The 26079-nt window shown below is 41.1% G+C and carries 22 protein-coding genes and 1 tRNA gene; 14 read left to right on the top strand and 9 right to left on the bottom strand.

What is annotated here, in order from left to right; genetic code table 11:
• Positions 1-19 precede the first annotated feature (19 nt).
• Entirely contained in the window at positions 20-1696 is a 1677-nt protein-coding gene (locus L4D20_RS06080; protein ID WP_428800641.1) for an ABC transporter substrate-binding protein, read from the top strand.
• 155 nt (positions 1697-1851) lie between these two features.
• Here L4D20_RS06080 and L4D20_RS06075 read toward each other — a convergent pair whose 3' ends face one another.
• Both L4D20_RS06075 and yghU read right to left on the bottom strand, forming a co-directional pair.
• A complete protein-coding gene (locus L4D20_RS06075) occupies positions 1852-2091 on the bottom strand; it encodes an RNA recognition motif domain-containing protein (RefSeq protein ID WP_428800640.1) in 240 nt (79 codons plus the stop codon).
• Positions 2092-2239: 148 nt separating this feature from the next.
• Positions 2240-3097: a glutathione-dependent disulfide-bond oxidoreductase gene (gene yghU / locus L4D20_RS06070; RefSeq protein WP_428800639.1), complete on the bottom strand. Its 858-nt coding sequence runs from the start codon at positions 3095-3097 to the stop codon at positions 2240-2242.
• A gap of 375 nt (positions 3098-3472) precedes the next feature.
• Here yghU and L4D20_RS06065 point away from each other — a divergent pair, with 375 nt between their 5' ends.
• The 6 genes from L4D20_RS06065 to L4D20_RS06040 all read left to right on the top strand — a co-directional run bounded on the left by L4D20_RS06065 (position 3473) and on the right by L4D20_RS06040 (position 11419).
• The gene (locus tag L4D20_RS06065) at positions 3473-5104 is read left to right on the top strand and encodes a cellulase family glycosylhydrolase (protein ID WP_428800638.1); all 1632 of its coding nucleotides are present in this window, start codon (positions 3473-3475) and stop codon (positions 5102-5104) included.
• A 234-nt stretch (positions 5105-5338) separates the two neighbouring features.
• Positions 5339-6376: a substrate-binding domain-containing protein gene (locus L4D20_RS06060; protein ID WP_428800637.1), complete on the top strand. Its 1038-nt coding sequence runs from the start codon at positions 5339-5341 to the stop codon at positions 6374-6376.
• Between the two features lie 253 nt (positions 6377-6629).
• Positions 6630-7619 (top strand): ABC transporter substrate-binding protein, encoded by a 990-nt coding sequence (locus L4D20_RS06055; RefSeq protein WP_428800636.1) that lies wholly within the window; start codon positions 6630-6632, stop codon positions 7617-7619.
• Positions 7620-7631: 12 nt separating this feature from the next.
• Positions 7632-9257: a sensor histidine kinase gene (locus L4D20_RS06050; RefSeq protein ID WP_428800635.1), complete on the top strand. Its 1626-nt coding sequence runs from the start codon at positions 7632-7634 to the stop codon at positions 9255-9257.
• Positions 9226-9702, top strand: coding sequence for a response regulator (locus L4D20_RS06045; RefSeq protein WP_428800634.1), 477 nt, complete (start codon positions 9226-9228; stop codon positions 9700-9702). Before L4D20_RS06050 ends, L4D20_RS06045 begins: the two co-directional genes overlap by 32 nt.
• Complete coding sequence (locus L4D20_RS06040) at positions 9689-11419, top strand: EAL domain-containing protein (RefSeq protein WP_428800633.1); 1731 nt, start codon at positions 9689-9691, stop codon at positions 11417-11419. The genes L4D20_RS06045 and L4D20_RS06040 overlap by 14 nt, the downstream gene beginning before the upstream one ends.
• Before the next feature lie 16 nt (positions 11420-11435).
• Here L4D20_RS06040 and L4D20_RS06035 read toward each other — a convergent pair whose 3' ends face one another.
• Positions 11436-12131: a ferric reductase-like transmembrane domain-containing protein gene (locus tag L4D20_RS06035; protein ID WP_428800632.1), complete on the bottom strand. Its 696-nt coding sequence runs from the start codon at positions 12129-12131 to the stop codon at positions 11436-11438.
• A gap of 133 nt (positions 12132-12264) precedes the next feature.
• Positions 12265-12930: a helix-turn-helix transcriptional regulator gene (locus L4D20_RS06030; protein ID WP_428800631.1), complete on the bottom strand. Its 666-nt coding sequence runs from the start codon at positions 12928-12930 to the stop codon at positions 12265-12267.
• Positions 12931-13472: 542 nt separating this feature from the next.
• Between L4D20_RS06030 and L4D20_RS06025 the strand changes: the two genes are divergently transcribed.
• Genes L4D20_RS06025 through L4D20_RS06010 form a run of 4 tightly spaced genes read left to right on the top strand, consistent with a single transcriptional unit; the run spans position 13473 to position 15806 of the window.
• A complete protein-coding gene (locus L4D20_RS06025) occupies positions 13473-14162 on the top strand; it encodes a hypothetical protein (RefSeq protein WP_428800630.1) in 690 nt (229 codons plus the stop codon).
• Between the two features lie 16 nt (positions 14163-14178).
• Positions 14179-14505 (top strand): carbon storage regulator, encoded by a 327-nt coding sequence (locus L4D20_RS06020; protein WP_428800629.1) that lies wholly within the window; start codon positions 14179-14181, stop codon positions 14503-14505.
• Position 14506: 1 nt separating this feature from the next.
• Positions 14507-15184, top strand: a complete 678-nt coding sequence (locus tag L4D20_RS06015) for a C39 family peptidase (protein ID WP_428800628.1) — start codon at positions 14507-14509, stop codon at positions 15182-15184.
• 22 nt (positions 15185-15206) lie between these two features.
• Positions 15207-15806 carry a hypothetical protein gene (locus L4D20_RS06010; RefSeq protein WP_428800627.1) on the top strand — a complete coding sequence of 200 codons (600 nt, stop codon included), beginning with the start codon at positions 15207-15209 and terminating at the stop codon, positions 15804-15806.
• Positions 15807-16016: 210 nt separating this feature from the next.
• Here the strand turns inward: L4D20_RS06010 and L4D20_RS06005 are convergent, their stop codons facing one another.
• Together L4D20_RS06005 and L4D20_RS06000 are read right to left on the bottom strand one after the other, a co-directional pair.
• Positions 16017-17015 carry a transporter gene (locus L4D20_RS06005; protein ID WP_428800626.1) on the bottom strand — a complete coding sequence of 333 codons (999 nt, stop codon included), beginning with the start codon at positions 17013-17015 and terminating at the stop codon, positions 16017-16019.
• Positions 17016-17397: 382 nt separating this feature from the next.
• Positions 17398-17488: transfer RNA gene (locus L4D20_RS06000), tRNA-Ser, on the bottom strand.
• Positions 17489-17804: 316 nt separating this feature from the next.
• Here L4D20_RS06000 and L4D20_RS05995 point away from each other — a divergent pair.
• Positions 17805-18497 carry a MaoC family dehydratase gene (locus tag L4D20_RS05995; protein WP_428800625.1) on the top strand — a complete coding sequence of 231 codons (693 nt, stop codon included), beginning with the start codon at positions 17805-17807 and terminating at the stop codon, positions 18495-18497.
• A gap of 72 nt (positions 18498-18569) precedes the next feature.
• On the opposite strand, the gene L4D20_RS05990 is transcribed toward L4D20_RS05995, so the two are convergent.
• Positions 18570-19385: a phosphate ABC transporter substrate-binding protein gene (locus L4D20_RS05990; protein ID WP_428800624.1), complete on the bottom strand. Its 816-nt coding sequence runs from the start codon at positions 19383-19385 to the stop codon at positions 18570-18572.
• A 162-nt stretch (positions 19386-19547) separates the two neighbouring features.
• On the opposite strand from L4D20_RS05990, the gene L4D20_RS05985 reads away from it, so the two are divergent.
• The gene (locus tag L4D20_RS05985) at positions 19548-19895 is read left to right on the top strand and encodes a DUF3024 domain-containing protein (protein ID WP_428800623.1); all 348 of its coding nucleotides are present in this window, start codon (positions 19548-19550) and stop codon (positions 19893-19895) included.
• Between the two features lie 99 nt (positions 19896-19994).
• On the opposite strand, the gene rnb is transcribed toward L4D20_RS05985, so the two are convergent.
• The gene (gene rnb, locus L4D20_RS05980) at positions 19995-22007 is read right to left on the bottom strand and encodes an exoribonuclease II (protein WP_428800622.1); all 2013 of its coding nucleotides are present in this window, start codon (positions 22005-22007) and stop codon (positions 19995-19997) included.
• A 369-nt stretch (positions 22008-22376) separates the two neighbouring features.
• On the opposite strand from rnb, the gene L4D20_RS05975 reads away from it, so the two are divergent.
• Positions 22377-24413 (top strand): DEAD/DEAH box helicase, encoded by a 2037-nt coding sequence (locus L4D20_RS05975; protein WP_428800621.1) that lies wholly within the window; start codon positions 22377-22379, stop codon positions 24411-24413.
• 106 nt (positions 24414-24519) lie between these two features.
• On the opposite strand, the gene exaC is transcribed toward L4D20_RS05975, so the two are convergent.
• On the bottom strand, positions 24520-26040 hold the full coding sequence (exaC, locus tag L4D20_RS05970; protein WP_428800620.1) for an acetaldehyde dehydrogenase ExaC: 1521 nt from the start codon (positions 26038-26040) through the stop codon (positions 24520-24522).
• Between the last annotated feature and the right edge of the window lie 39 nt (positions 26041-26079).

Genomic DNA, 26079 nt, shown 5'->3' with positions numbered 1-26079 from the left:
AAACACAAGGATATGACTTATGAATAAAACTTGGTTACTCGGTACGTTTTCCACCGTATTAGCACTTTCTCCGGTGACTAATGCGGCGGACTTATCAGACAAATCTCAGTTAACAATTATTCCAAATCACAATGCGTCACTGATTCGAAATTTTAATCCATTCTCGGTTTCGCGCATGCATACAGCAAGAGATTTTATCTTTGAACCGCTCGTTATCTTTAATGAACTAAAAGGGAATGTGCCAGAATTTCGATTGGCAACCAATTATGAATTAAGTGAAGACTTATTGAGTGTCAGGTTTGATTTAAGAGAAGACGTTCTGTGGTCTGACGGTGAAGTATTTAGTGCTGATGATGTTCTCTATACCTTTGAGCTGATTGGTAAATATCCAGCATTCGATGATCGAGGTGTAAGCAGCAATATTAAGTCCATCGAAAAGATAAATGACCATCAAATTCGCTTTCATTTAAATGAAGTCAACACAAATGCTCCTTATGAACTCGTGCAAGTGCCTGTTGTTCCGAAGCATCAGTGGATGAGTGAGAGTGATCCATTGACATTCTTAAATCCAAATCCTATTGGAACAGGGCCTTTTACTGAACTCCCCCAATTTACGGCTACGCTGTTTGTTCAATGTCAGAATCCACATTACTGGGATAGCAAAAACTTAGATGTAGATTGCTTGAGAGTGCCTCAGATGAATCACAATGATCAGGTTCTTGGTGAGTTGATGAATTCAAGAATTGACTGGGCAGGGTCGTTTGTACCAGATATCGACCAAACTTATTTAAAAGCATCTAGCGAGCACGGTTACTGGTACCCACCTGCAGGTACGCAAGCGTTTATGTTTAATTACAAGTCGAAAGACACGGTTAAGCATGAAGTGATGAATGATGTTAATTTCCGTAGAGCATTCTCAATGGCACTCAATAGGCAGGTACTAATTGATGTGGCTAATTACGGTAATGGAGTGGTAAATGACTTTGCATCGGGCTTAGGCTACGCCTTTGAAGCGTGGTCCAATGAAGAGACACATAAGCAGTACCAACCTTATATGACGTATTCACCAGACGTTGCGCGCAAGTTGCTTAAGGAATCTGGATATAAAGATACCAATGGCGATGGTTATGTTGAAAGTCTGTCAGGTGTACCATTTGAACTGGCGATTCAGTCCCCTCAAGGTTGGACTGACTTTAACAATACCGTGATGCTAGCGGTTGAGCAGCTTAATGAGATAGGAATTAAAGTAAGAGCTAGAACGCCTGACTTTTCGGTGTACAACCAAGCGATGGCCAATGCTGAGTATGATGTGGCTTACACCAATTACTTCCATGGGGCTACCCCACATCGTTATTGGGACAGTGGTTATCATTCACGACTACAAGCTTCTGAGGGAATGCCAAGGTTTGCTATGCACCACTGGCAAAGCGATGAGTTAGACTCACTGCTAGATGGCTTTTATGAAACGGCAGACAGCACGGAACAGAGAAGCATTGCTCATCAGATCCAAGCGCATATTGCTGAGAATCAGATCACAGTGCCTGTTTTATCTGGCCCTAACTTCTATCAATACAACACCAAGCGCTTTACGGGTTGGTGGAATGCAGAAAACCCGAAAGGTCGTCCAATGATTTGGGAAGGGACACCTGAGCGTCTATTGCATGTCTTAGATCTAAAGCCAAGAAGCAGATCTTAAACCGAGAAATGGATCTTAGGCCAATAAGTTAAGTACATATTGGTTAATTAACAAACCGTCACTACATGATAGAAAGTAAAAAGCCAGCCCTAACAGACACACTAGTTAGGCTGGCTTTTTTTCGAAAAAGAGAATATTGCTAAGAGAAGTACCTCTTAGTTATTGGCTCTTTTTACGCGAATCTTACTTTTGGCAACTTCTGATAAATTAAGACCAGAGATAGCGGCTTTAGCTTCAGCATCATTGGACATTTCAACAAATGCAAACCCTTTTGATTGACCCGTTTCCTGATCTAATACAAGAGTACATTCGCCTACGTCGCCGTGAGCTTGAAATAAAACACGAAGTTCATGTTCTGTTGTTGTGCGCGCTAGGTTGCGAACTAAAAGTTTCATAGTAAACCGTTTGGTATTGAAAGAACGGGCTAGATTGTCGCAGGTTAAACCAGACAAACCAAGGTAAATCTAACTTGGTTTGTCATTTGGACTTAAATGTTATCGGGGACGCGAGTGCCCCTGTCAACTGAATCGGTCGCGATACTGCCTACGGCTTAAGTTTTAGTACTTGATCAACATCGTCGGCACTGTGACGCTCTACTACCTGTTCCCACTCTTCACCCCAAGACCGGTTTATAACTCGTCCACGTTGAACGCCCTCTCTGCTTTCAAGCATTTTTGCCCAACGTAATACGTGAGTATAAGTTTCAACTTGTAAGAACTCAGCGGCGTCATAGAGGTTCCCAAGAACCAAATTTCCATACCAAGGCCATATAGCCATATCGGCAATGGAATACTCCTCACCTGCTACATAAGTATTGTTCGCTAGTTGCTTATCAAGAACGTCTAGTTGACGTTTTGCTTCCATAGCAAAACGGTTGATAGGGTATTCCTGCTTTTCATCGGCGTATGAGTAAAAGTGTCCAAAACCACCACCTAAGAACGGAGCTGATCCTTGAACCCAAAATAGCCAGTTAAACGTTTGAGATCGTTCTGCACCGCTTTTAGGTAAGAAGTGTCCAAACTTCTCGGCAAGGTGGACCAGAATCGATGCTGACTCGAAGACATTAACGTCCTGCTCGCCTGACTTGTCGACTAAAGCGGGAATTTTAGAGTTTGGATTAATACCGACGAATCCTGAAGTGAATTGATCTGATTCTCCAATGTTGATTAGATAGGCATCGTATTCAGCTTCTTTAACACCCAATGCAAGCAACTCTTCAAGCATTATTGTAACTTTCTGCCCGTTGGGCGTACCAAGAGAGTGTAATTGAAGAGAATGCTCTCCCACGGGTAACGCTTTCTCCACTCTAGCCCCAGAGGTTGGACTATTGATGTTTGCCCACTTGTTGCCACCGTTTGTATCTTCTTGCCAAACTTTCGGCGGGGTATATTCTTTTGTCATCTCGTTGTCCTATCTAGCTGATGCATAGTGAACGTTAGATTATGTGTTCATTCACCATAAAAATCGATCACTGTTCTCATTCTTACAAATTGCCCAGTTTCTATACGTTTGATCAACGTCTAAATCTCATGAAACTTGCATATGGCACCACATTTTTCTGCAAAACAGTGAAGAATTGGCGATGTGATCGTCTTCAACTTTACACCTATAAAAAGTTCATCGATTTGGTCTTAGGTTGAACGATACTCGGAGTGTACATCACGAAGGTAACAGGTATGCAGCATATTGATAACAAAATCGTTTGCTGACGCCAAATTCATACTGTTAATTTTGTTCTAGTTTCCAATAACATGAATATTATAGGGATATAACAGCATGATTAAAAAAACAAAATCACAGCGATTCATTAAGAACTCGCTCTTTTCACTAACGCTTCTTGCTGCCTCTACACAGTTTGCAATGGCGGTAGCGCCATTGACTGTTTCAGGCAACCAAGTATTGGCTGGAGGTGAAGCTAAAAGCTTTGCTGGGCCAAGCCTTTTTTGGAGTAATACAGGTTGGGGCGGGGAAAACTTTTACACTGCTAATGATGTTCGAAAGGCAAAAACGGAATTGGGCGCGACGTTAATACGAGCGGCAATTGGTTCTAGTGCACAAGGGGGAGTAGAGGACGATTGGAACGGAAATATTTCACGCCTTGAAACTGTTATTGAAGCTGCTATTGCTGAAGATATGTATGTAATAGTGGACTTTCACAGTCATCACGCTCATGAAGACTGGTCAAAAGCAGAAGCATTTTTTACTCATGTAGCCACAAAATATGGTCATCATGACAACGTAATCTATGAGATTTACAACGAGCCATTGCAAGTAAGCTGGAGAAACGACATTAAACCGTATGCCGAATTTATCATTGATAAGATACGCTCAATTGATCCGACGGGTGTCATTGTCGTGGGTACGCCATCTTGGTCACAAGATGTTGATGCAGCTTCATATGACCCGATTAACCGCCCGAATATCGCTTATACCATACACTTCTATGCTGGCACTCATGGGCAATCGTTGAGGGATAAGGTTCAAGTAGCATTAAACAACGGTATTGCTTTAATGGCCACGGAGTGGGGAACAGTTAATGCCAATGGTGATGGTGCGGTAAATTACGGCGAAACGAATGCTTGGATGGAGCTATTTAAACAGAACAATATTAGCCACGCAAACTGGGCATTAAATAACAAAGCAGAAGGTTCTTCAATGTTTACTCCGGGAGCTTCTTGGGGTAGTTACACAGAGTCAGGTTCATTTGTAAAAGATATCATTTCAAATTGGCCGACTAGCGGCGGCGGTGACAATGGTGGTGATAACGGTGGTGATTCGGACCTTACGGGGCCTTGTCAAACCAATACGCTACCGGCCCGTGTAGATGTATCGAGCTTTTGTCACTCTAGTGGGCTTGAATTTGAGGATACAACAGATGTCGGAGGTGGTCAGAGCCTCGGCTGGACTGATGATGGTGATTGGATAACGTTTGAGATCAATGCCCCTCAAGCCGGTGACTATGATTTGACTTACCGTGTTGCTTCTGACCATGCACAAGCGGGTGTGATTCAAATCGAGCAAGCGGGTGGTGATGTAGTCTTTGGTGAGATCAGTGTTAGTGGCACGGGTGGATGGCAAAATTGGCAGGACATCACTCATTCGGTATCTATCCCTCAAGCTGGAACTCAAACCATCGCACTGTCTGTAAAAACAGGAGGCTGGAATCTGAATTGGTTTGAAATGACACCATCAGACGGTGGTGATATCACACCTCCTCCTTCTGAAGGCTGTAATGGTGTGACTGAATACCCAAATTGGTTACATGCTGATTATGAAGGTGGCCCAAACACCCACCTACTGGAAGGTGAAGAGATGCAGTACCAAGGGAATAAATACCAAGCAAACTGGTACACAAGCTCTACTCCAGGAAGTGATGCATCGTGGACGTTGGTTGGCAGTTGTCAGTAACGTTATAAGTGACAATAGTTATACGTCAATAACGTCTTAATGAACCAGGCTAACGTTTGTATCACGTTGGCCTGATTTTTTTTGATATTCCCTTCAAAAGTGATCAATATAATTTTATCACCTGTAATAAGAACGTGAGTAAATTTACCATGTTAGCGCTCAATTCTAGAGTCTAGAAGAGCGTTTACTTTCGATATATATTCATTTTTAGAATCACATGCAGATAGGTCAATTATGAGTCAGAAAAAGCCCACATTGAATGATATCGCCATCAGTGCATCCGTATCTGTTTCGACTCTATCTCGCTACCTTCATCGCAGAGGTTATGTCAGTCGTGACAAGCAAAAACGGATACAAGAATCGATGGCACAGTTTAACTATCATCCACGAACGAAAAGCATCGTCACACAGGGTGATCGCAGCCATTTAATCGGTGTCATTGTTCCTTATGCGTTGTGTCCGCATTCCAACGCAATTTTGTCGGGACTTGAAGAGAAACTGGCGGAATTTAATCTTATCCCCATAGTCACAATAGGGAAGTGGATCAATGAAACGGAGCTTTCTCGCTTTAGAGTTCTCTTAAAGCAAGGCGTTGATGGTGTAGTTGTTATAGGAGGAAGCTTAACCAACATGCAGCTGAAAGATTTAGCATTGGATCTTCCTTTAGTCACCGTTGGCAGTTATGACGTTGAAAATGAACAAGTCTCTAGTATTTGTACGAATAATTTTGTCGGGGGGTACTTAGCGACCAATCACTTATTGCGTTTGGGTCATAAAAAAATTGCCCATATTTCTGGGATAATGTTCCATCCTGATGCCAAACAGAGAATGTTAGGGTATATGGAAGCGCTAGAAAAAGCCGGTTTAGCAACGTTGCAAGAGCTCATTGTTGGCGGTAATTTCGAAGTGAGCAGTGGTGAGAAAGCAGTTGAAACGCTTTTGTCACAAGGGGTCGAGTTTAGTGCGATTTTTACTGCAAACGATCAAATGGCATTTGGTGCAATTAAAGCGTTAAGAAATGCTGGGATTAAAGTACCAGAGCAAGTATCAGTGGTCGGTTTTGATGATCATGAAGTATCAAGTGCTTTTAATCCACCGCTCACCACTGTTAGCCAACCGTCGAGATATTACGGTGTTTTGGCCGCTGAAAAAATGGCGGAACGACTAGGAATATGTACCTCAAAAGAGAACTCGCTATGGGGAGAAGACTTCTTATCCGTCGTTGAGAGAGAGTCCTGTAATGAAAAGTCGATAGAATTAGTTAAAGTATAATAATATTAATAACTTATTGAGTGGAAATTAAATATGTTAACTATGAGTATAATATTCATACTTTAATAAGTATCTGAATTATTTACTTATTATCTAAGAGGATAAAGCTCAATACGATTTCTGACATTGTTCCGGTATATTTATAGTGACCTTGCATAATAAGTGTTCTGTATCATACTTCGTTAATGCATGTAAAAGTAATGCGTAGAATTAATTATTAGTAACACCACAAATTATAATAATGGTGATAATAATGTCAGTAAAAAAATGGATAGGCTTACCGATCGCTGTTTTACTACTTGTCGTTTATTTTATGATGAATAACGTAGAACAAGAAGAATTAACAGACTTTGTCATTGCAGAAGCATCGCAACCTGTTTTCTCATTGCTCTATATTGCTAAAGAGAAAGGCTATTTTGAAGATGAAGGTTTGAATGTCACTTTTCGTTCGTTCACATCGGGTCGTGATGCACTTCAAGATGCGGTCGAAGGTAATGCAGATTTAGCCACTACTTATGAAACGCCAGTGGTACTACAAACCCTTGCGGGTGAGAGTTTAAAAGTTATCTCATCTCTACATTTTTCAAATAAAAATACGGCTATGTTAGCGCTGAAGTCTTCAGGTATTGAAGAACCCAGTGACTTAATCGGAAAAACCATTGCCGTTCCTCAGAATACTAACGCTGATTTTTTCTTAACTATGTATCTAGCCAGTGAAGGCATCCCAATTGATTCGGTCGAAATGATCGATGTTAGGCCTGAAAATCTTCAAGATACGCTCGCAAACAATAATGCTGATGCGGCAGCGATTTGGAATCCTCACTTATACAAACTTAAAACGACTATTGGCTCTGAAAACTCTACCAGCTTCTACTCTAACGCCTATACCGAATTTTCAGTGTTGGTCGGGCGAGATGAAATTGTTGCCGCGAAGAATACTCAAGTAGCCGCTGTTGTTAGGGCGCTAATACGCGCCGAGCAATATTTGCTGGAATCACCTGAAGAGGCGAAGGAACTGGTTATTTCAGTTTTAAACCTCCACTCTAGAGAAAGTATTGAAGGCACGTGGGGTGACTATCAAAGAGCTGTGAAATTGAATAACGTATTGGTTACTGTACTAGAGCAGGAGGCTCAGTGGATTATTAAACAAAGAAAACTATCTAATGAATTACCGAATTTTAGAGCTCTGATTGATACCAAGTTTATTAAGTCAGTGAACCCTAAAGCTGTGACTATTTTATAGCGCAGTGCCGATATGAAAAATAAAAGTCACAGTGTTAGTGTTAAATTAACCGCACCCCTTGTTCTAATGGGGGCTCTCGCGGTTCTTCAGTTTTCGTATTTGCTATATGACTTGTCGGTGATTAAACAGTCCATCGAAGAGAAAACTAATGCTGTTAGCAATATAGAGTTGCTTAGTTTTACCTTAAGTCAGAGGGAGAATAATTTACGTTCGTTGTTATTTGAGTTTTATGTTTCTAAAGACGCTGAAATCATCAAATCAATAAAGAAAGAAAGGGTTAATATCCTTGGAACCTTAGATAAGCTAAAAACCTTTAGTCACTCATACCTGATTAACTATGATATTGATACCTACCTTAGTCATCGAGGAAATTTGGTAGCCTTGTCTGACCGGTTCATTTCAAGTGTCATAGGTGGAAATGAGTTATTGATAGAAAATACGTTTAATCAATGGCGAATTAAAGAACAACATATCAATTCATTACACACTGATTTGATTGGTAATATGTACAATTTAAATCACGCTTTTCTAGCCGAATTAAAATCATCACAAAAGAGTCAAACCACACTGTTCTCTATTTTTATTTTAATGAATCTAATTTTAATTGGCTCAGCTTACTTTATCTCTCGAATCATTGTGACCAAACCGTTAATCGAGCTTAAAAATGCAACGAAAAGAATGGAAGAGGGTAATTACGATATAGGCATATCTTCTAAAGCTAATGATGAGATTGGATCTCTCTTCCGCTCTTTTAACTCAATGTCTAAAAGTGTTCATAATTTTAATGTTGAATTAGAAAGTATGGTGGACACACGAACTGCGGAGCTTGAGCTTGAAGTTGCTCAGAGAAAAGACGCGGAAGAAACACTACAGATCAAAATGGTCGAACTTGAACGAAGTAATCGAGATCTTGCTCAGTTTGCTTATGTTGCTTCGCATGACCTACAAGAACCATTAAGAATGGTTGCGAGCTATACTCAATTAATCGAACAGCGATATGCTGAGAAGCTAGACCAAGATGGCAAGGAATTTATTGGCTTTGCTGTTGAGGGTGCGGTTCGAATGCAAAAGCTCATTAAGGATTTGCTTGAGTACTCTAGAGTAAACAGAAAAGAGCTGGATCTATCGGCTGTCAATATAGGACAAACGCTTGAATGTATTGAGAGGAATCTCACCTTTTTACTGGCGCAGTCTTCAGGTGAAATTCAGTTTTCTGAAGAGATTAATGAGATAGAGGTAGTTACTGATGAATCTCTACTCATGTTATTGCTCCAAAATTTAATCGCGAATGGACTGAAGTTTCAAAAGGACAGCCCCGCAATAATCACTGTAAAAGTGTTATCTAATTCAGACCATTGGCATGTATCAGTGACGGATAACGGAATAGGTATTAAAGAAGAATTTCAAGCTAGAATCTTCAAAGTGTTTCAGCGATTACATAGCCGTACTGAGTATGAAGGGAATGGAATGGGTCTGTCTATCTGCCATAGTATTGCGGAAAGGTTAGGTGGAAAAATATGGGTTGATTCCATTTTTGGACAAGGAAGTACCTTTCATTTCACCATTGAAAAAAAATCATTGCTTGCAATAGAAAAGGAGAACTCAGATGCAGAAATATATCAAAATATTGCTAGTTGAAGATAATCTTGGCGATGCTCGATTAACACTTGAAGCAATGAGTAACCAAAACATGGCAAATAATGTAGAAGTGATTCATCTTGAAGATGGTGAGATAGCGCTTCATTACCTTACTCATACGGATGAATACGGACAGTTTGGAGAGGGCACATACCCTGATTTCATATTGCTGGACCTCAATTTACCTAAAGTCAGTGGCTGGGAACTCCTCGACTATATTAAATCTGATGAGCGCTTAAGAAGCATTCCTGTCGCTGTTCTTTCATCTTCCGACTTACCTCAAGATATTAACCGTGCTTATAGCCATTACGCCAATTGCTACATAACTAAGCCGGTCGATTTTTCAAAATTTACTGAGTTTGTGAAAGCGATTGATTGTTTTTGGTTTTCAGCGGTCCAATTACCGTCAGGGGCATACAATGGAGAGCAATATGCCAAGTGCTAATCAACGCATTAGGACACTGCAGGTAGAAGATAACCCGGGCGATTCGCGGCTATTGTATGAATATCTTTATCGAGAGAATGCGTCGGATGTTGACCTTAAACAAGTTGAGACGTTATCTGGTGCGTTAAGTAAATTAACAGAAGAACCGTTTGATGTGGTTTTGCTCGATTTATCTCTTCCTGATGCTAGTGGTTTAGAGGCGGTATATGCGGTGCTCAAGCATGATCCTGCGATTGCTGTTGTTGTAGTGAGCTCATTGGATGATGAAGGGACGGCATTAGAGGCACTGAAAAGTGGTGCACAAGATTATATCGTCAAAGGCAAGTTTGATAGTTACATTTTGCACAAAAGCATTCGTTACGCATTAGAGCGAAAAAAAATCAAAGACCGACTAAGTTATCTGGCTCAATACGACGCATTGACAGGCTTACTCAATCGCAGTTCGTTTTTGTCTAGAGTTAGTGAGGCGTTAGAGCGTTCTAAGCGAAGTATGAACACAATGGCCGTATTCTTTATTGATATGGACAAATTTAAACAGGTTAATGATACGTTAGGTCACTCCGCTGGAGACGAACTATTACGGCAAATTACTGGTCGATTTAAAGCGAGTGTTCGTAAACAAGATTGCGTTGCGAGATTAGCTGGGGACGAGTTTGCCATTTTAATGGAGTCAATGAACTCCATGGAAAGTACCGAGGTGGTAACACAGAAACTGTTTGGATTAATGCAAGAACCCTTTCAGCTTGATGAAGGCTTGGTATACATATCGGTGAGTATTGGGATTACTGTTGTTTCCGATCAGCCTATCTCAACAGAGGAAGCACTTAAACAAGCTGATATCGCAATGTACAAAGCTAAGCGTGAGCCAAGTAATAGTGTTCACTATTATGATAATCAGCTTGAAGAGCTACTTGCGTGCCGACATCAGGTGAAGGATAAAATTAGCCAAAATCTCGATGAAGAGTTGCTATTGGAGTTCCAACCGATTGTGAACGATCAAGGCCAAGTTGTTGCGGTTGAAACATTTCCCAAATGGAACCTTCCAGCGATTGGCGATCTCTATGCTGAGTCATTTTTGCCTTTTCTTGATGACATAGGTTATACGATACCTTGTGGAAAGTGGACACTTGAAGAGTCTTGTCGTGTGGTTAGTCAATGGCATAAAGAGGGCATTGTTGATAGTGAATTTGTTCTTTGTATCAATCTTTCTGCTAAGCAAATTGAAGACAAAAGTTTCATTACTACTGTTGAAAAAGTACTGGAACAAACGCAGTTCCCTCCAAGGTGTTTAAGGTTTGAAATAACAGAAAAATGCCTGTATGAATTAGGCAGCTTGGGCAACAAAGTGTTTGAAAAGTTATCAGACCTGAACGTTTCCTTGTCTATTGATGCTTTTGGCAAAGGCTACATGTCGCTCCATCAATTAACAGAATTACCTTTTGAAACCATAAAAATCCACTATTCTTTAATTCAAGGATTACCATTTGATAATCAAAGCCGAACGATGGTGAGATCGATTATAGCCTTAGCAAAAGAGCTAAATAAAAGCGTTCTTGCTGAGGGGGTTCAAACATCTGAACAGAAAGAGCAAGTTATTCACTTTGGTTGCAATCGGCTACAAGGTGAGCTTTTTTCCAAATCGATATCCAATCAGGAGTTTTTGGGTCTATTAACCAACAGTAAACGTGAGCGAGTTAATCAGGTTGGAAGTAAATAGCTGACTTGGCTTAACCTTACTTACTCTTTGTTGGGAATAATCGGAGTAAGTGAAATACCTTCCAATCAGCATTAGCTAAGTGTTTAATCATTTCTTCCCCTTTTTGGCGTAACGCCCTTACTAGCGGCTTTGTATGTTTTGATAGGGTTATATACGCACATACAATACCGATTAAGCTAAATACCAAAACGCTACTCGAAAATAGGAACTGATTTGAGCCACTCTCAAGCAACAAGATAGAGTGAGTCGCGGCGACTACGAAAATGATACCCCCCACATGATGCACCTTCTTGAACCATCGTAGCTTAAACAGCCGACTAAGACTTAGTGCCACAAAAGGTAAGAGTAGATATAAAACAACTTCACCTAGATCCTCACCAAAATCCTGCATCCACCCGTCAAATAGCCAGCTTGATAAGGTGACATCGTTTGCCAATAACCAGTGTAAAACCAAAGAAATGCAGCTCGCTATACCGAACTCCTTATGTGCTTTGTACATATCACCGACCTTAAAAAGTCGGCTGACTAACCATTTGGGCTTGATGGATAACAGCATAACAATGGATAAGTAGCCAAGAGTGAGCATGCCTGTAAGTTGAGTCACTTGATGCTCTAGGAAAGTACTATTGATAGACACAGGCCAAATTGACGCTGTATACAGCCCAAATAAGGTAATGAATAGCAGTGTCGTCGCGGTGAATAGCTTGCTCATAATGAATTCTCTTGGTGAATATAACGACTATTATGAACAATACGTATTAATGAGCGCTTAAATCTCCATTCATATTGAGTTAACCGATCTATTCATCTTCTGCATGGTCAATTTCCTTCATCACCACCAGCTATCAACGGTCGTTGTTTGATTTTGAGTCATGACCATTTAACTGTATTTGGCGAGCAACTTTTTTAGCTTCACTTCTTGTATGAACATTCAGTTTCTTGAACAAATTATATACGTGAGTCTTAACGGTGTACTCTGATAGGAAAAGCTGTTCGGCGATGTTCAGATTAGAAACATCTCTAGTTAAAAGATTAAGCACCTGACGCTCTCGTAGTGTCAGCGAATCAAAGCTGATTTGAGTGTTACTATTTGGATTTCGACTGTTAAAAATCAACAGTTCTAAAAAGTGTCGAGGAAACCACAGACCGCCAGATAAAATGTATTCGATGCTTTTTGCTAGGTGCTCAATACGGCAGGAGCGAGTTAGCAACCCACTGAGCATATTAAATTGTAAAAATTGGGTGTCGTTGACCTGATCTGGTACGTTGAGAACGAGAAACTGAATCTGCAATAAGTCGAAATTGGGTAAGGTATCGGCCTCAATGAGTTTTTTCATGTATTGATAATCGATGATAGCTAAATCCGTTTTATTTAGGTTTTTGGCATCAGAAAATTGCTCTGCGCTACAATGTTTAAGTGAGGTATTCGGGATTTGAGTCAATTTCATTTCGAGCAGTTGAGACTCTAGACTGTTGATCTCTGCTAGATGTGTAATACGAGTCGTGCTCATAATAACTTGCCTTATTTTAACGGGAAAACTTTTGTATTTTAGTTGATGGTTTTACTAATCCCATTTGTGATTTTCCTGCGAATAACAAATCTAATGCCAATTCATTAGAGTGAAATTGAATATCTACATGAATGTTATTATTAATTCTGATCCATAAGCAGTGCTTTAATATTGATGTTGTTTCTATCTCTTTGTTTAGTGGTGTTTCTCAATAGTTTACCTAATTATCAAATATGCGATTAAATCATATAGTTAATGTTTAATGACTAATTGCCAGTAATACTAGGATAATGACTTATCTATACTAACTTTAATAAAATACTAGTTAATGATGTTTTATCTTTGTTTAATTTATTGTTTTATATGAATTAAAATAAAATATTATTGATGTGTATATGTTAACTTTGTTGGGTTGAATAACTGTTCTCATTATTGAAACGTTCGTAATTGTTTAAATGGTTATAATCATTTTGCCCAAGTAAATGGGTGACAGAATGATGTAATTCAAATGGTATGAATAAAAAATTAATGGAGCAAACATTATGAATCTATCTAAAACAGGGTTGGCTATTGCTATTTCAGTGTTATTGGCATCAGGAGGGGTATTTGCAGACTCGAATGATTCAAATGGCAGCGATGATATTTTGAGCGGAAACAATCTTAACAGTAACCAAAATAACAGTGTTAATGACAGTGGCAACGGTAATCTTGATGATAGCGGTAACACTCTAACGGCGACAGATAACAGTACAAATGATAGCGGTAACCTTGATGTAGAGGATAGCGGCAATACATTAACGGCGACAGACAACAGTACCAATGACAGTGGCAATCTTGATGTAGAGGATAGTGGAAATACCTTAACAGCAACAGACAACAGTACAAATGACAGCGGTAATGTTGACGACAGTGGCAACGTTCTGACTAACACCGAAAATGATAACGATAGTACTTGGAATAATAGTAATAACAGACTCTCAAATAATGAGAGTTATGAGATTACTATTGAGTCAGATACCGTTATCGCCAATGCTACGACATTGGGTTCTGTAGCTGGTGCAACGGTGGTTTATGGCGCTGGTGGTAATCATGGCCAGGTAAGTGTGGATAATATGAATACCATGAATGGCTTTGGTAGTGCGGCAGGTATTACAACGGTTGCGCAAAACTCAGGTGGTAACTCATTAGTACAACAATCTGTTGCTGTTAACGCTTCTGTATTTACTGATTAAACAGGGAGTTTCGATCATGCGTTTAGCACTTTTCGTCATTTGCACGATAACATTGCTACCCGCCACAGCAGACGAACTTTTATTAACCGATGCAACACTGTCGAGTACTGAATTAAGTGATTCGCGTGGAGGACAATATTACGTTGATATTGACAGTGTTGTGGCATCTTCAGATATTCATGGAATAAGTTCAGGAAATAGTGCTGACTACAGTACCACGGGTAGCAATATTATTGCATCTGGAGCGTTATTAGATAGCTCTGGTATAACCAATGTGATTCAAAATAGCGGCAATAACGTACTAATTCAAAATGCAACAATAGTTAATCTATCGTTGGAGTAATATGAAAATCTGTCAGTTAATTATAGGGGTGGCGCTGATATATTCAGCTCCCCCTTTTGCCTTAGACTTCTTTCCAAGTCGAGGGCACTTTAATGTACCGGTTAAAAGTTATCAGGAAATTACTTTTGGTGAGGTATTACGACAGCAATACGATTTTAGTTGTGGCTCTGCGGCTTTAGCTTCTTTATTAGAATTTCATTATCAAACCCCTTCTTCTGAGGAAGATATATTCAAGTTGATGTATGAAAATGGTGATAAAGAACTTATTCACGAACAAGGCTTCTCATTGTTAGATATGAAACAGTATTTAACTACGCAAGGGTTCAGCTCTGATGGATTCCAGCTGGAATTGCCTAAACTTAAAAATATTGGTGTCCCTGGTATTACCTTGGTTAATTTCGATGGGTATATGCACTTCGTTGTTCTTAAAGGAATAAACCAAAAATCGGTGATTATTGGTGATCCTTCACGAGGTACATTGTTAATGACTCATGACGAGTTTTCTAATTATTATCAAGGCATTGTATTGCTTATTAGGAATAAAGCAGAAATAGGAAAATCGACATTTATTCACGATGACAGTTACGCTGTCAGACATTCATCACCAGTCGGAGAGGGTATTGTAAGGGACTCACTAAGCACGTTTTCAATTACATTGCCTGAGGCTGGCGAATACTGAAACATAGATAAAGGGTAAGGTCATGGATAAAGGGTTTAGATTGCTTGGCGTGGGTTGCCTATTTGTCGCATCACTAGCATGCGCAGAGCCGTTGAGTAACCCGATGATCAAGGCTACACCGCTAACATACCAGCAATTAGCAAGCTATAGAGGAGGATTTCAGCTTAAAGATAATTACGTTGTGAATATAGGGCTTAGCATAACCACTGCCATAAATGGTCAACAGATGTTTAATACCCAAATAGCCAACCTAGTTATTGAAAATGGACACATTAAAGCATTACCCACTAGCGAGTCCTTGAAGGCTAATATCGGAGTGGTTAATGTCACGCAAGTCGGAGACGGAAATTCATCTGGTGATATAACACCAAGCTATGTAGCTAATACGATTTCTAGTCCACTTACACAAGAAAGCAGTTCAATACAGAGCAGTAGTTCACTGTTAGTGCAAACAGACGTGGGTGCATTGACAAACATTGTACAGAATTCACTGAATAACAGCGTCATAGGTATGAATACCATTGTTGATGTGGACGCTCAAGTCAGTCATTTGATTAAAAATGCACAGAACAATGTTCGTTTAAAAGATGCCTTATTAATGAGTTCATTGATACAACATTGAGTGAGAAAATAGTACAACGTAACTCTGACTCTCGTACGAAGCGTGAAAACAAAGGGAAACGGCACTTGGAGTTAGGTAGAACACACTAAAAGCCCTGTTAGCTTGTAAACAGGGCTTTTGTCTATTTGATTATTAAGTATTGGTGCTGTCGTTCTAAATAACGGGCAATAATCAAAGCAGTGATTGATTAAAGTAAAAAGTGTTAAGTATTTAGAAGCTGAAAGGGACTCTCATAGTTAGTTGGAAGTCGGGAGTATCCTCTGTGAGCCCTGCTTGTGCGTTGATGTTGAAGGATGTTGAGGGTGATAATGCGATATTGACTCCAAAGTTTATTGAATCTAGTTGTAGCAGTTTTGCTGAATCATCTTCAATCCCATTAATCTTACTCTTCAAAATCGTCTTATGGCTAATCCCTAGTGAGAATGACAGATCTTGATTGACCGCAAACCCAAGCCCTGCGGCGAGTGAAAGAGTGTCCCCTAGATCAACTTCAACTTGACTGTCTCCAATAGAGACTTCGTCTTTAAAGTTATAAGTGTAACCAAAGTTAGCGAATAGAACGGCTGGATCTGACGGGTAGATCATTGAAATACTTGGCTCTATACTCCAAAACCCGGAACCAGTAGGTACTTCACTATAGCTGTTAGTGTCGGAGTCTATATCGACATCGTAGGGTGATTTCCCTGTGTCTGTTTTTACACGGATACCTCCGACCCAATAGGGGGTAGAATCGACGTTAAACTGATGGCGCAGAGCCACTTCTATGTCACCAAGCCCACCTCCGTCTAAATTGGTATTAATGGTTTCGTCGGCCGCTCCATCTTGAATCGGCCGAGTAGATATTTGGTCGCTCCTGTAAACATACGGCATACGAACTTCTAGTTCTGTATGGTTCGAAATACCGTATCGGCCACTTAACCCTGCGGTGATTGTTGTTCTGTCAGAATCACTGACTTCAATTCGGCCTACAATTAACGTAGGAAGAATTGTATAGCCCACGACCGAAACTTTATTGGAAGAGTTCTGTGTGTAACTTAACGAAGTCTCCACCTGGAACGCTCCCTTCGGTGTTAGTACGCTTGGCTGCTCAAGTACATCTTGGACCGTCTGGGGTTTCTTCGCCTGAGTATTTTCATCTTCCGCGGCGACTAGATTAAAAGCAACGGGAAGTAAGATGATGGATGAAGCAATTCGATAAATACGTGTCATTAAACGGTCCCTTGAACTTGATCAGTTAACGTTTATTCAAGTTACGAGGAAGAACGTAAATGTGCTATGAACGAAAGTTGATAGCAGTGTAAGTAGCGAATATGAGACAAATAGAATTAGAAAGGTTTAAGCACTAGACATTGTTTAGTTCGTAAGTCCTTGAATCAATTTGTTTACTAATATTTATCGGGGAATTAATCAAGAAAGTAGCGGGTAATTAACCAGCGAAAGGTTCAATAACCTAAGTCTTTTGATTGATAGTAGTTATTGAATCTAGCTTTATTGTCATACGTTATGCAGTAAAAAGTATGGGTTGGGATGAATTCACTATATATCCCGAAACGAAAAAGCCCGCTAATTTCTTAGCGGGCTTTCCTGAATGTGGCGGAGAGATAGGGATTTGAACCCTAGAAGGGCTACAAACCCTTGCCGGTTTTCAAGACCGGTGCTTTCGACCACTCAGCCATCTCTCCGTACGGCGCTTATAATAGGTATTGGCATGAATGTTGTAAAGCATAAATTGCACTAGATTAGTTTGTTTGGTCAACTTATCGTCAATACCTATTTTCTGATGGTGATGTAGCTCATACTTATCTATGTCATTTTGAGCGATATGAAACAGGTATTTAAGAGCTCAATAAAATAATGTTTTATTTGTAAGTTTATGATTTTATATAATTTAGTGGTTGTTGGCATACAGATGTACGCCCAAAAGTATTTGCACGTAAGTGTGAAGTGCTTCAAAATATACAACGTTGTTGAGTATCTTGATTAATCTTTGAGGTTTTTATGAAAGTCGCGAATCTTTTTAAGCATCGTGGTGAGTCTATGTCGAAGCACCATGCAGAGTTGAAGCAATGGATGTCTCCTACAGTGCGTACGTACTGGGAAGACCTGTTGACGAAGACTAATAGCAGCCAGCTTTTTGCAAGGTTTAAAGACTTTCATCATCCAGCAGTTAATGAAGATGCTTCAACAGAAGACGCTTCTGTATTAAAACAAGATGTCTTAATGCCAGAAGCAAAAGACGTTTATGAAGAGCTTCAGCAAAAAATTGGTGAAGTCATCCATACTGGTAACTGGCTTCTTGTTGATCAGCAAAGAATTGATCAATTTGGTCAAGTTACTGAAGATATGCAGTGGATTCATACTGATCCACAGCGTGCTCAAGAAGAGTCTCCATTTAAGACGACTATCGCACATGGTTTTCTGACTCTTGCACTGCTACCTCGATTAACCGATAGCGTTGATGAAAGTAACTCACTTTTCCCAACCGCTAAGCTAGTGGTAAACCTAGGCTTAAATCAGGTACGTTTCCCTTATCCGGTTAAATCAGGAAATAATGTACGAGCAGTAAGTCGACTTGCTAAAGTGACCCCAATTAAAAAGGGTCTAGAGATTGAGCGAGAAGTTAGAGTGGAAATTGAAGGTATCCGCCGACCGGGTTGTGTGGTTACTTCAGTGATACAGGTTCACTTCTAATCTGACATCCAATAGAATTAAAAAAAGGAGAGCTAATGCTCTCCTTTTTGCTTTTTTATATCTACGTTCTAATTATTTGATAGGTGTGTAACCATATTCTCTAATTAGATTTTTGGCGCTCTGGCTGTTGATGTAAGTAAGAAAACCTTGCGCATCGTCAGTTAGCGTTTCTTGGTGATAGACCATCAAGAATGGGCGGTATAATGAATACTTACCAGAAGAGATATTGTTACTGGTGGCTTCTACGCCTTCAAATGTTAGTGCACGAATAGATTTGTCGACTGAGCCTTTTGAGATAAATCCAATCGCTTGTTTGTTATGGTTAACAATCGTTTTAACCATGCTATTGCTGTTCACGACAATGTTATCAGTGCTAATGTCAGACACTAAGCGATTGTTCACTATTCTGGTCAGCCCAAGCAAGCTCTCAAAGCTGTAGCGGCTGCCTGATGATACTTCACGAGTAACAACAGCTATCTTTTGATCTGCACCACCTATCTCTTTCCAGTTGGTAATTTTACCTTTGTAGATATCGTACAGTTGGTCACGGCTAATGTTTGAAACGCCATTCGCATTGTTAACCACCACGGCTAGGCCATCGAACGCAATGGGGGTAACAGTGAGATGTTCATCTTGTTCACGTTCAGTTAGATAACGAGAACTCATTCCTATTTCAACAACCCCTTTTTCAAGAAGAGTAAGCCCTGCGGTTGAACCAACGCCTTGAACCGCAATAAAGCTATCAGGGTGTTGAGCGTTATACTCTTCTGCAAGAACATCCATAACACGAGCAACGGATGTTGAACCTGAAATATGCACCTCATCGGCAAGAATATGACTGGGTAATAGTGTGAACGATAAAAGAGTGGCAAGCGCAACTCGAAACATAGTGGACTCCGTAGCAAATTCGATAATTAAAGTATCTTATGTCGAATTGATGACAGTTTTGTGAAAGTCAGCCAAGATGGAAATTTAACTTATGTCTACTATGGTATTGGCGAAAGTTGATGGCTATGAGCTAAAATAATAAAAAGAGGTTAGGGAGGTTGAATGAGCTTAATCAATCTATTACAAAAACAGATAGAGACTCGTGCCCAAGCTGTTTGTCAAAATCGAAATCGAAGTCTACCTGTTGAGCTAGGTAAATCAGGTTATGAACCTATGGGTAATGGGGTTCAATTTATTAAGCAGCACTACTTGTTAGATTCAAGTCACTGCGATTACTCCAGTTGCGTAGCTCGAATATTGTGGAATTCAGGAAACGAAACGTGGGAGCTAACGATTCCGAATGAAGATGGTGAATTGTGGATTCCGTATCCGTATCTATTTAAAAGTTCGGATTTAACAGCACTGACACGTGAAGTAGAGAAGGATCCTAAGTCCTATATTTGGCAGTAGCGCCAACACATAAAATTGAGTAATAAAAAAGGCGCTATTAAAGCGCCTTTGGTCTATATGATTGCTCTAAAACGGAGGATGTAGAAGAGACTCGTTGAATTACTTCTCTAATTTGCTCTCTTCTTTAGTTTCTGCTTCAACAACCTCTAAAGGAAAGTCTTGAGTAGGCCTAGCAACGATATTGCGATTTTCTAAGTTAACTTCCGCGAGAACCACCTCTAGCGTGTCACCTAATCGGTACACAAGGTTTTTATCTACAGATAATGTGCCATTTTCAGAATTGCATTCAATGCGATCTTTATTATCAACGATAAGCGAACCAGGAATAAACGCAGCCGCCCCATTTTCTAGTAAACGGATACGCATACCAGCTCGATTAATATCAAAGATCTCACCAATGAACTTGGTTTCCTTCTTTGGCTCATCAATCAATGTTCGAGCGTATAGCCAGTCAGCAACATTGCGCTCAGCCATCTTATGATACTTACGGTGAAGTGCCATCTCTTCGCCAACCGTCTCATCTGGTGTTTGAACAGGATCTTTACCAAGTACGTGAGCTTTAAGCATACGGTGGTTAATCATATCGCCATATTTACGGATTGGAGAGGTCCAGGTTGCGTATATGTCGAGCCCCATTGCGTAGTGTGGTAGGGGCTGGTTACCCATCTCACTGTACGCTTGAGATTTGCGAATCCGGTTATCTAAGTAACTCGTGTCTTGCTCGGCTAACCAACGGCGTAGAGCCGAGAAGCCTTCCAAAGTTTCAACACTTTCGACTGAATATGGGAGTTCACCTTCAGGGTTAACGAGTTTAATTACGTCGGCTACTTTTTCAGGTTTAAAACCGGCATGGGTATTAAAGACACCAGTGTTAAAGCTTGCTTGCAGCGTTTTACCCGCACAAATATTTGCAGTAATCATCGACTCTTCAACAAGACGGTTTGCACTACGACGTAAATCAGCATGAATTGCTACTACATCATTAGTTTCGCTAAGTTCAAAGCGGTAGTCTGGTCGGTCTGGGAATACAACGGCATTTGTTGCACGCCAATTTGCACGAGCTTGTGAAAACTCAAACAGGTCGCGGACGATCGTTGCAATTTCATCACTTGGTTGCCAAGCGTCGCTATGGCCCGTCTCAAGCCAATCAGATACGTGGTCGTAGACCAAACGAGCATGAGATTTAATATTAGCAGCATAAAACTTAATATCTTCGCCAATGACGCCATCTTTATTAACAGTAACAGTACAGCAAAGAGCAGGGCGCTGTTCATTTTCAATCAGAGAACAAAGTTCATCGGCAAGATCGCGTGGTAGCATTGGAATGTTACGACCAGGCATATAGATAGTGAAACCACGCTCACGCGCGACTTTGTCCATTTCGTCATCAGGTGTGATGTAAGCCGTTGGGTCAGCGATAGCAATGGTGAGTTCAAAATCGCCATTTTCTTTCTTTTTAGCAAAAAGTGCATCATCCATATCTTTGGTTGACGCGCCATCAATAGTGACGAAAGGAACGTGAGTCATGTCGATACGTTCTAGATCGGCATCGTCTTTAAGTTCCCAATTTTCAATACCAGCAGGCTCACTATTAGGTAAGTCATTTTTAGCCAGCGTTACCCACCAAGGAGCGATCTTGTCGTCGGCATCGGTGATTTTTTTGGAAATTTCAACAAAAAAGCCATTCTCTCCAGCAAGAGGGTGACGGATCAGATGAGCCACAACCCAGTCGCCTTCCGCAAAATGTTCTGGATTAAGACCTTTCTTAACTTTCGCTTTAAACGACTGCTTTTTTAACTGTGGGTGATCAGGCGTAACATTCAGTTTGCCTTTATACAGTTTTACTCGACCAATGAAGCGAGTTAACCCTTGCTCAACGAGCTCTTGAGGTTCAGCAACTTCTTTCTCTTTTTCTGTGCGGATAATCGCAACTACTTTGTCACCGTGTAAACATTTCTTCATATACGGCGGTGGGATAAAAAAGCGAGTCTTGTTATCAACTTCTAAAAAGCCGTAGCCTTTGTCTGTTGATTTGATTGTGCCTTCTTTTTTTGGAAGGTTCTCTTGAATCTGCTGCTTTAGTTGAGCGAGTAGTGGGTTATCTTGGAGCATTTTTTCACTTCTTAGGAGTTTGATTGGGCACACTATAATCATTGAATGAGAGTATGGCTATAAGAAAGAGTTGCTTTCATGACTCGTGGGGCGAACCCAAATTGGTTAATTAAAAGACGTTAAAGCAATAAAGTGACGCTTATGTGACCGTGGCGACCTAAAATGAGAGAAAATTGTGATGTATTTCAATTTTTTCTGGATTTTTTTGTGAGTTTAGTGAATAATCCGCGTCCCTTAAGTTGTCGTCCCTAGCGGCTTGATGCATTTTAAAGCTTATCTGCATCTGAATGGAATCAGCTCAAAACTGGATTGGATTTGGAATTGGTAGAGCTCGTGGGACCTTTTAATAATTAATATAGTGGGATCCACATGCAAGACCAAGACCAAGTAAAAGACCAAGAAGTTCAAGTAAAATTCACTGATTTAAAACTGAGCGAAGCTACCCTTTCTGCACTAGACGGAATGGGCTTTGTTTCACCAACTCCTATTCAAGCTGCAGCAATTCCTCACCTTTTAGACGGTAGAGATTTGCTAGGTAAAGCGCAAACAGGTACTGGTAAAACAGCTGCATTCTCTCTTCCTCTGCTAAGCAAGTTAAACCTTGACCAACGCAAGCCACAAGCAATCATTCTTGCACCAACACGTGAGCTAGCGATTCAAGTAGCAGCAGAAGTGAAGAACCTTGGTAAAAACATCAAGGGCCTTAAAGTATTAGAAATCTACGGTGGTGCATCTATCGTTGATCAAATGCGTGCTCTTAAAAATGGTACGCACATTGTTGTTGGTACTCCAGGCCGTGTTCAAGACCTTATCAACCGTGACCGTCTACACCTAGACGAAGTTCAAACTTTTGTTCTTGATGAAGCAGATGAAATGCTGAACATGGGTTTTGTTGATGACGTAACTTGGATCATGGAAAAGTCTCCAGAAACAGCGCAACGCGTACTGTTCTCTGCAACTATGCCTCCAATGCTAAGAAACATTGTACAACGTTTCCTACGTAATCCAGAGCACGTTGACGTTGCTGGTAAAAACCACACGGTTGACAAAGTAGAGCAACAATACTGGGTTGTTAAAGGTATCGAGAAAGACGAAGCAATGTCTCGTCTACTTGAAACTGAAGAAACTGATGCATCAATCGTATTCGTTCGTACTCGTCAAGATACTGAGCGTCTAGCTGATTGGTTGCTAGCACGTGGCTTTAAAGCTGCTGCACTACACGGTGACATCCCACAATCACAGCGTGAGCGCACTGTAGACAACATCAAGCAAGGTGTTATCGACATTCTAGTAGCGACTGACGTTGTTGCTCGTGGTCTTGATGTTCCGCGTATTACACACGTATTTAACTACGACATCCCATTCGATGTTGAATCATACATTCACCGTATCGGTCGTACTGGTCGTGCTGGACGTAAAGGTAAAGCGATTCTATTAGTTCGCCCTAACCAAATCCGCATGCTACGCACTATCGAACGTGTAACTAAATCAACCATGTCAGAAATTCAACTGCCTGAGCGTGATAAAGTTGCTGAAGCTCGTCTAGTTAAGCTTGGTGCTGAGCTAGCTGAAGAGAAAGAACATAAAGCAGTAGAGAAATTTGCTGAGCTTGTAGAGAAGCTTCAAGAGACTCTAGAAATTGACGCAGCAACGCTAGCGGCAATCCTTCTTAAGCGTCAACAAGGTAAGCGTCCATTATTCTACGTTGGTGCTGACCCAATGATCGCTGCTGTTGAACGTGACAAAGCTCGTCGTAAAGAGCGTCGTGACAATCCTCGTGAAGGTGGTCGTGAAGGCGGTCGTAGCTTCAACACTCAAGATTGGGATACATACCAACTACAAGTTGGTCGTGACCAAGGCGTTCAAGTTAAAGACATCGTTGGCGCACTAGCGAACGAACTAGGTCTAGTTAAAGGCTCTATCGGTGCTATCAAACTAGCTCAAGGCCAAACTTACGTTCAGCTTCCAAAAGCAATGAACTCTGAAACGACTGGTAAGCTAAGCAAACTACGCATTCGTCAAAAAGAAGTTGGCGCAGTAGTGTGTGACTTTGATGACTTCCGTGAGTCTCGTGGCGGTCGTGGTGGCGAACGTCGTGGAAACGGCGGCGGCAATGGCTACCGTGGAAACCGTGAAGGTGGCCGTGGTGGTGAAGGCAACCGTGGTCGTGGTGGTGAAGGTCACCGTGGTCAACGTGGTAGCCGTGATGGTGCTGGTTCAGGTACTGGCGGCAACAGCAATGGCGGCGGTTACCGTGGCAACCGTGACGGTGCTCGTGATGGAAACCGTGAAGGTGGCAACCGTGATGGCGAACGTCGTTTTGACCGCAACCGTGGTGGCGACAATCGTGGCAATCACCGTGGCGAACGTGGTCATGGTCGTCGCACTCCAAGCAGCGAATCATAATCACGCTAATATCGTGAAAATAGATTAAAAAAATCCCCACTAGAAATAGTGGGGATTTTTGTTTTTTGGGGAAAGAAACCCTTTTATCGTTTTTGTTATCTTAAGGTTAGAAGAAACCTAATGGGTTCGTATCATAGCTAATAAGCAGGTTCTTAGTATTTTGGTAGTGGTCCAGCATCATCTTATGTGTTTCACGTCCGATGCCAGATTTTTTATAGCCACCAAAGGCAGCATGAGCAGGGTAGGCATGGTAACAGTTCACCCAGATACGCCCAGCTTCAATATTACGACCCATTCTGTACGCTAGGTTGGCGTCTCGAGTCCATACACCCGCTCCAAGGCCATATTCAGTGTCATTGGCTATCTCTAGCGCTTCAGCTTCATCTTTGAACGTCGTAATGGCGATAACAGGACCAAAAATCTCTTCTTGGAACACTCGCATCTTGTTGTTGCCTTTAAGTAACGTTGGCTGAATGTAGTAGCCATTGCCTAGGTCGTCTTGCTGCTTAGCCACCTCACCACCTACAAGAACTTGTGCCCCTTCCTGTTTACCGATCTCTAGGTAGCTTAGAATCTTATCAAATTGCTCTTTTGAAGCTTGAGCCCCCACTTGAGTATCAGTGTCGAGTGGGTTGCCTTGCTTAATCGTCTGAGCACGATCAACGACCTTAGCAATGAACTTGTCATAAACAGACTCATGGATGAGAACACGCGAAGGACAAGTACATACCTCACCTTGGTTGAAGAAACCCAATAGAATCCCTTCAATACACTTATCTAGGTAGCTATCCTCATGATCAAAAATGTCAGAGAAGTAGATGTTTGGAGATTTACCACCTAATTCAACAGTTGATGGAATCAAGCTTTCAGCGGCACATTTAAGAATGTGGTGACCGATTGCTGTAGAGCCCGTAAACGCGAGTTTGGCAATACGATCACTGGTGGCAAGCGCCTGACCTGCTTCACTACCAAAACCGTTAACTACGTTAATGACGCCAGCTGGAATTAAGTCACCAATTTTTTCCATAAGGACCAAAATAGAAATAGGCGTTTGCTCGGCAGGTTTGAGTACCACGCAACAGCCTGCTGCAAGCGCAGGTGCAAGCTTCCAAGCAGCCATTAACATTGGGAAGTTCCACGGAATGATTTGCCCAACCACGCCGATAGGTTCAGGAAAGTGATAGCTGGCTGTGTTGACATCAAGCTCAGCGGCACTGCCTTCTTGGGCGCGAATACACCCAGAAAAATAACGAAAATGATCGACGATGAGTGGTAAATCAGCCGCCAGTGTTTCTCGTACTGGTTTCCCATTTTCCCATGTTTCAGCAACGGCTAGTTCTTCCAAGTTCTCTTCAATTCGGTCTGCAATTTTAAGCAGTATATTCGAACGTTCGGTAACACTTGTTGCAGCCCAAGTAGCGCGAGCAGCGTGTGCAGCGTCTAAAGCGAGATTGATATCTTTTTCTCCTGAGCGAGCGACTTTACAAAAGTTCTCACCATTGACAGGGGAGCTATTATCAAAATACTGCCCTTCAACAGGGGCAACCCACTCTCCACCAATATAGTTGTTGTAGTGAGAGTTAAAGTTGACGACTGATCCTTGGTTTCCAGGCTGTGCGTAAATCATAATTCGATCCTTCTTTTAAACGCTAAGTTGTTCATGGTT

The organism is Vibrio kyushuensis, assembly GCF_050337325.1.
Lineage (GTDB): Bacteria > Pseudomonadota > Gammaproteobacteria > Enterobacterales > Vibrionaceae > Vibrio > Vibrio kyushuensis.
Note: the sequence above shows the minus strand (reverse complement) of the source record. Positions and strands in the feature narration are given on the sequence as shown.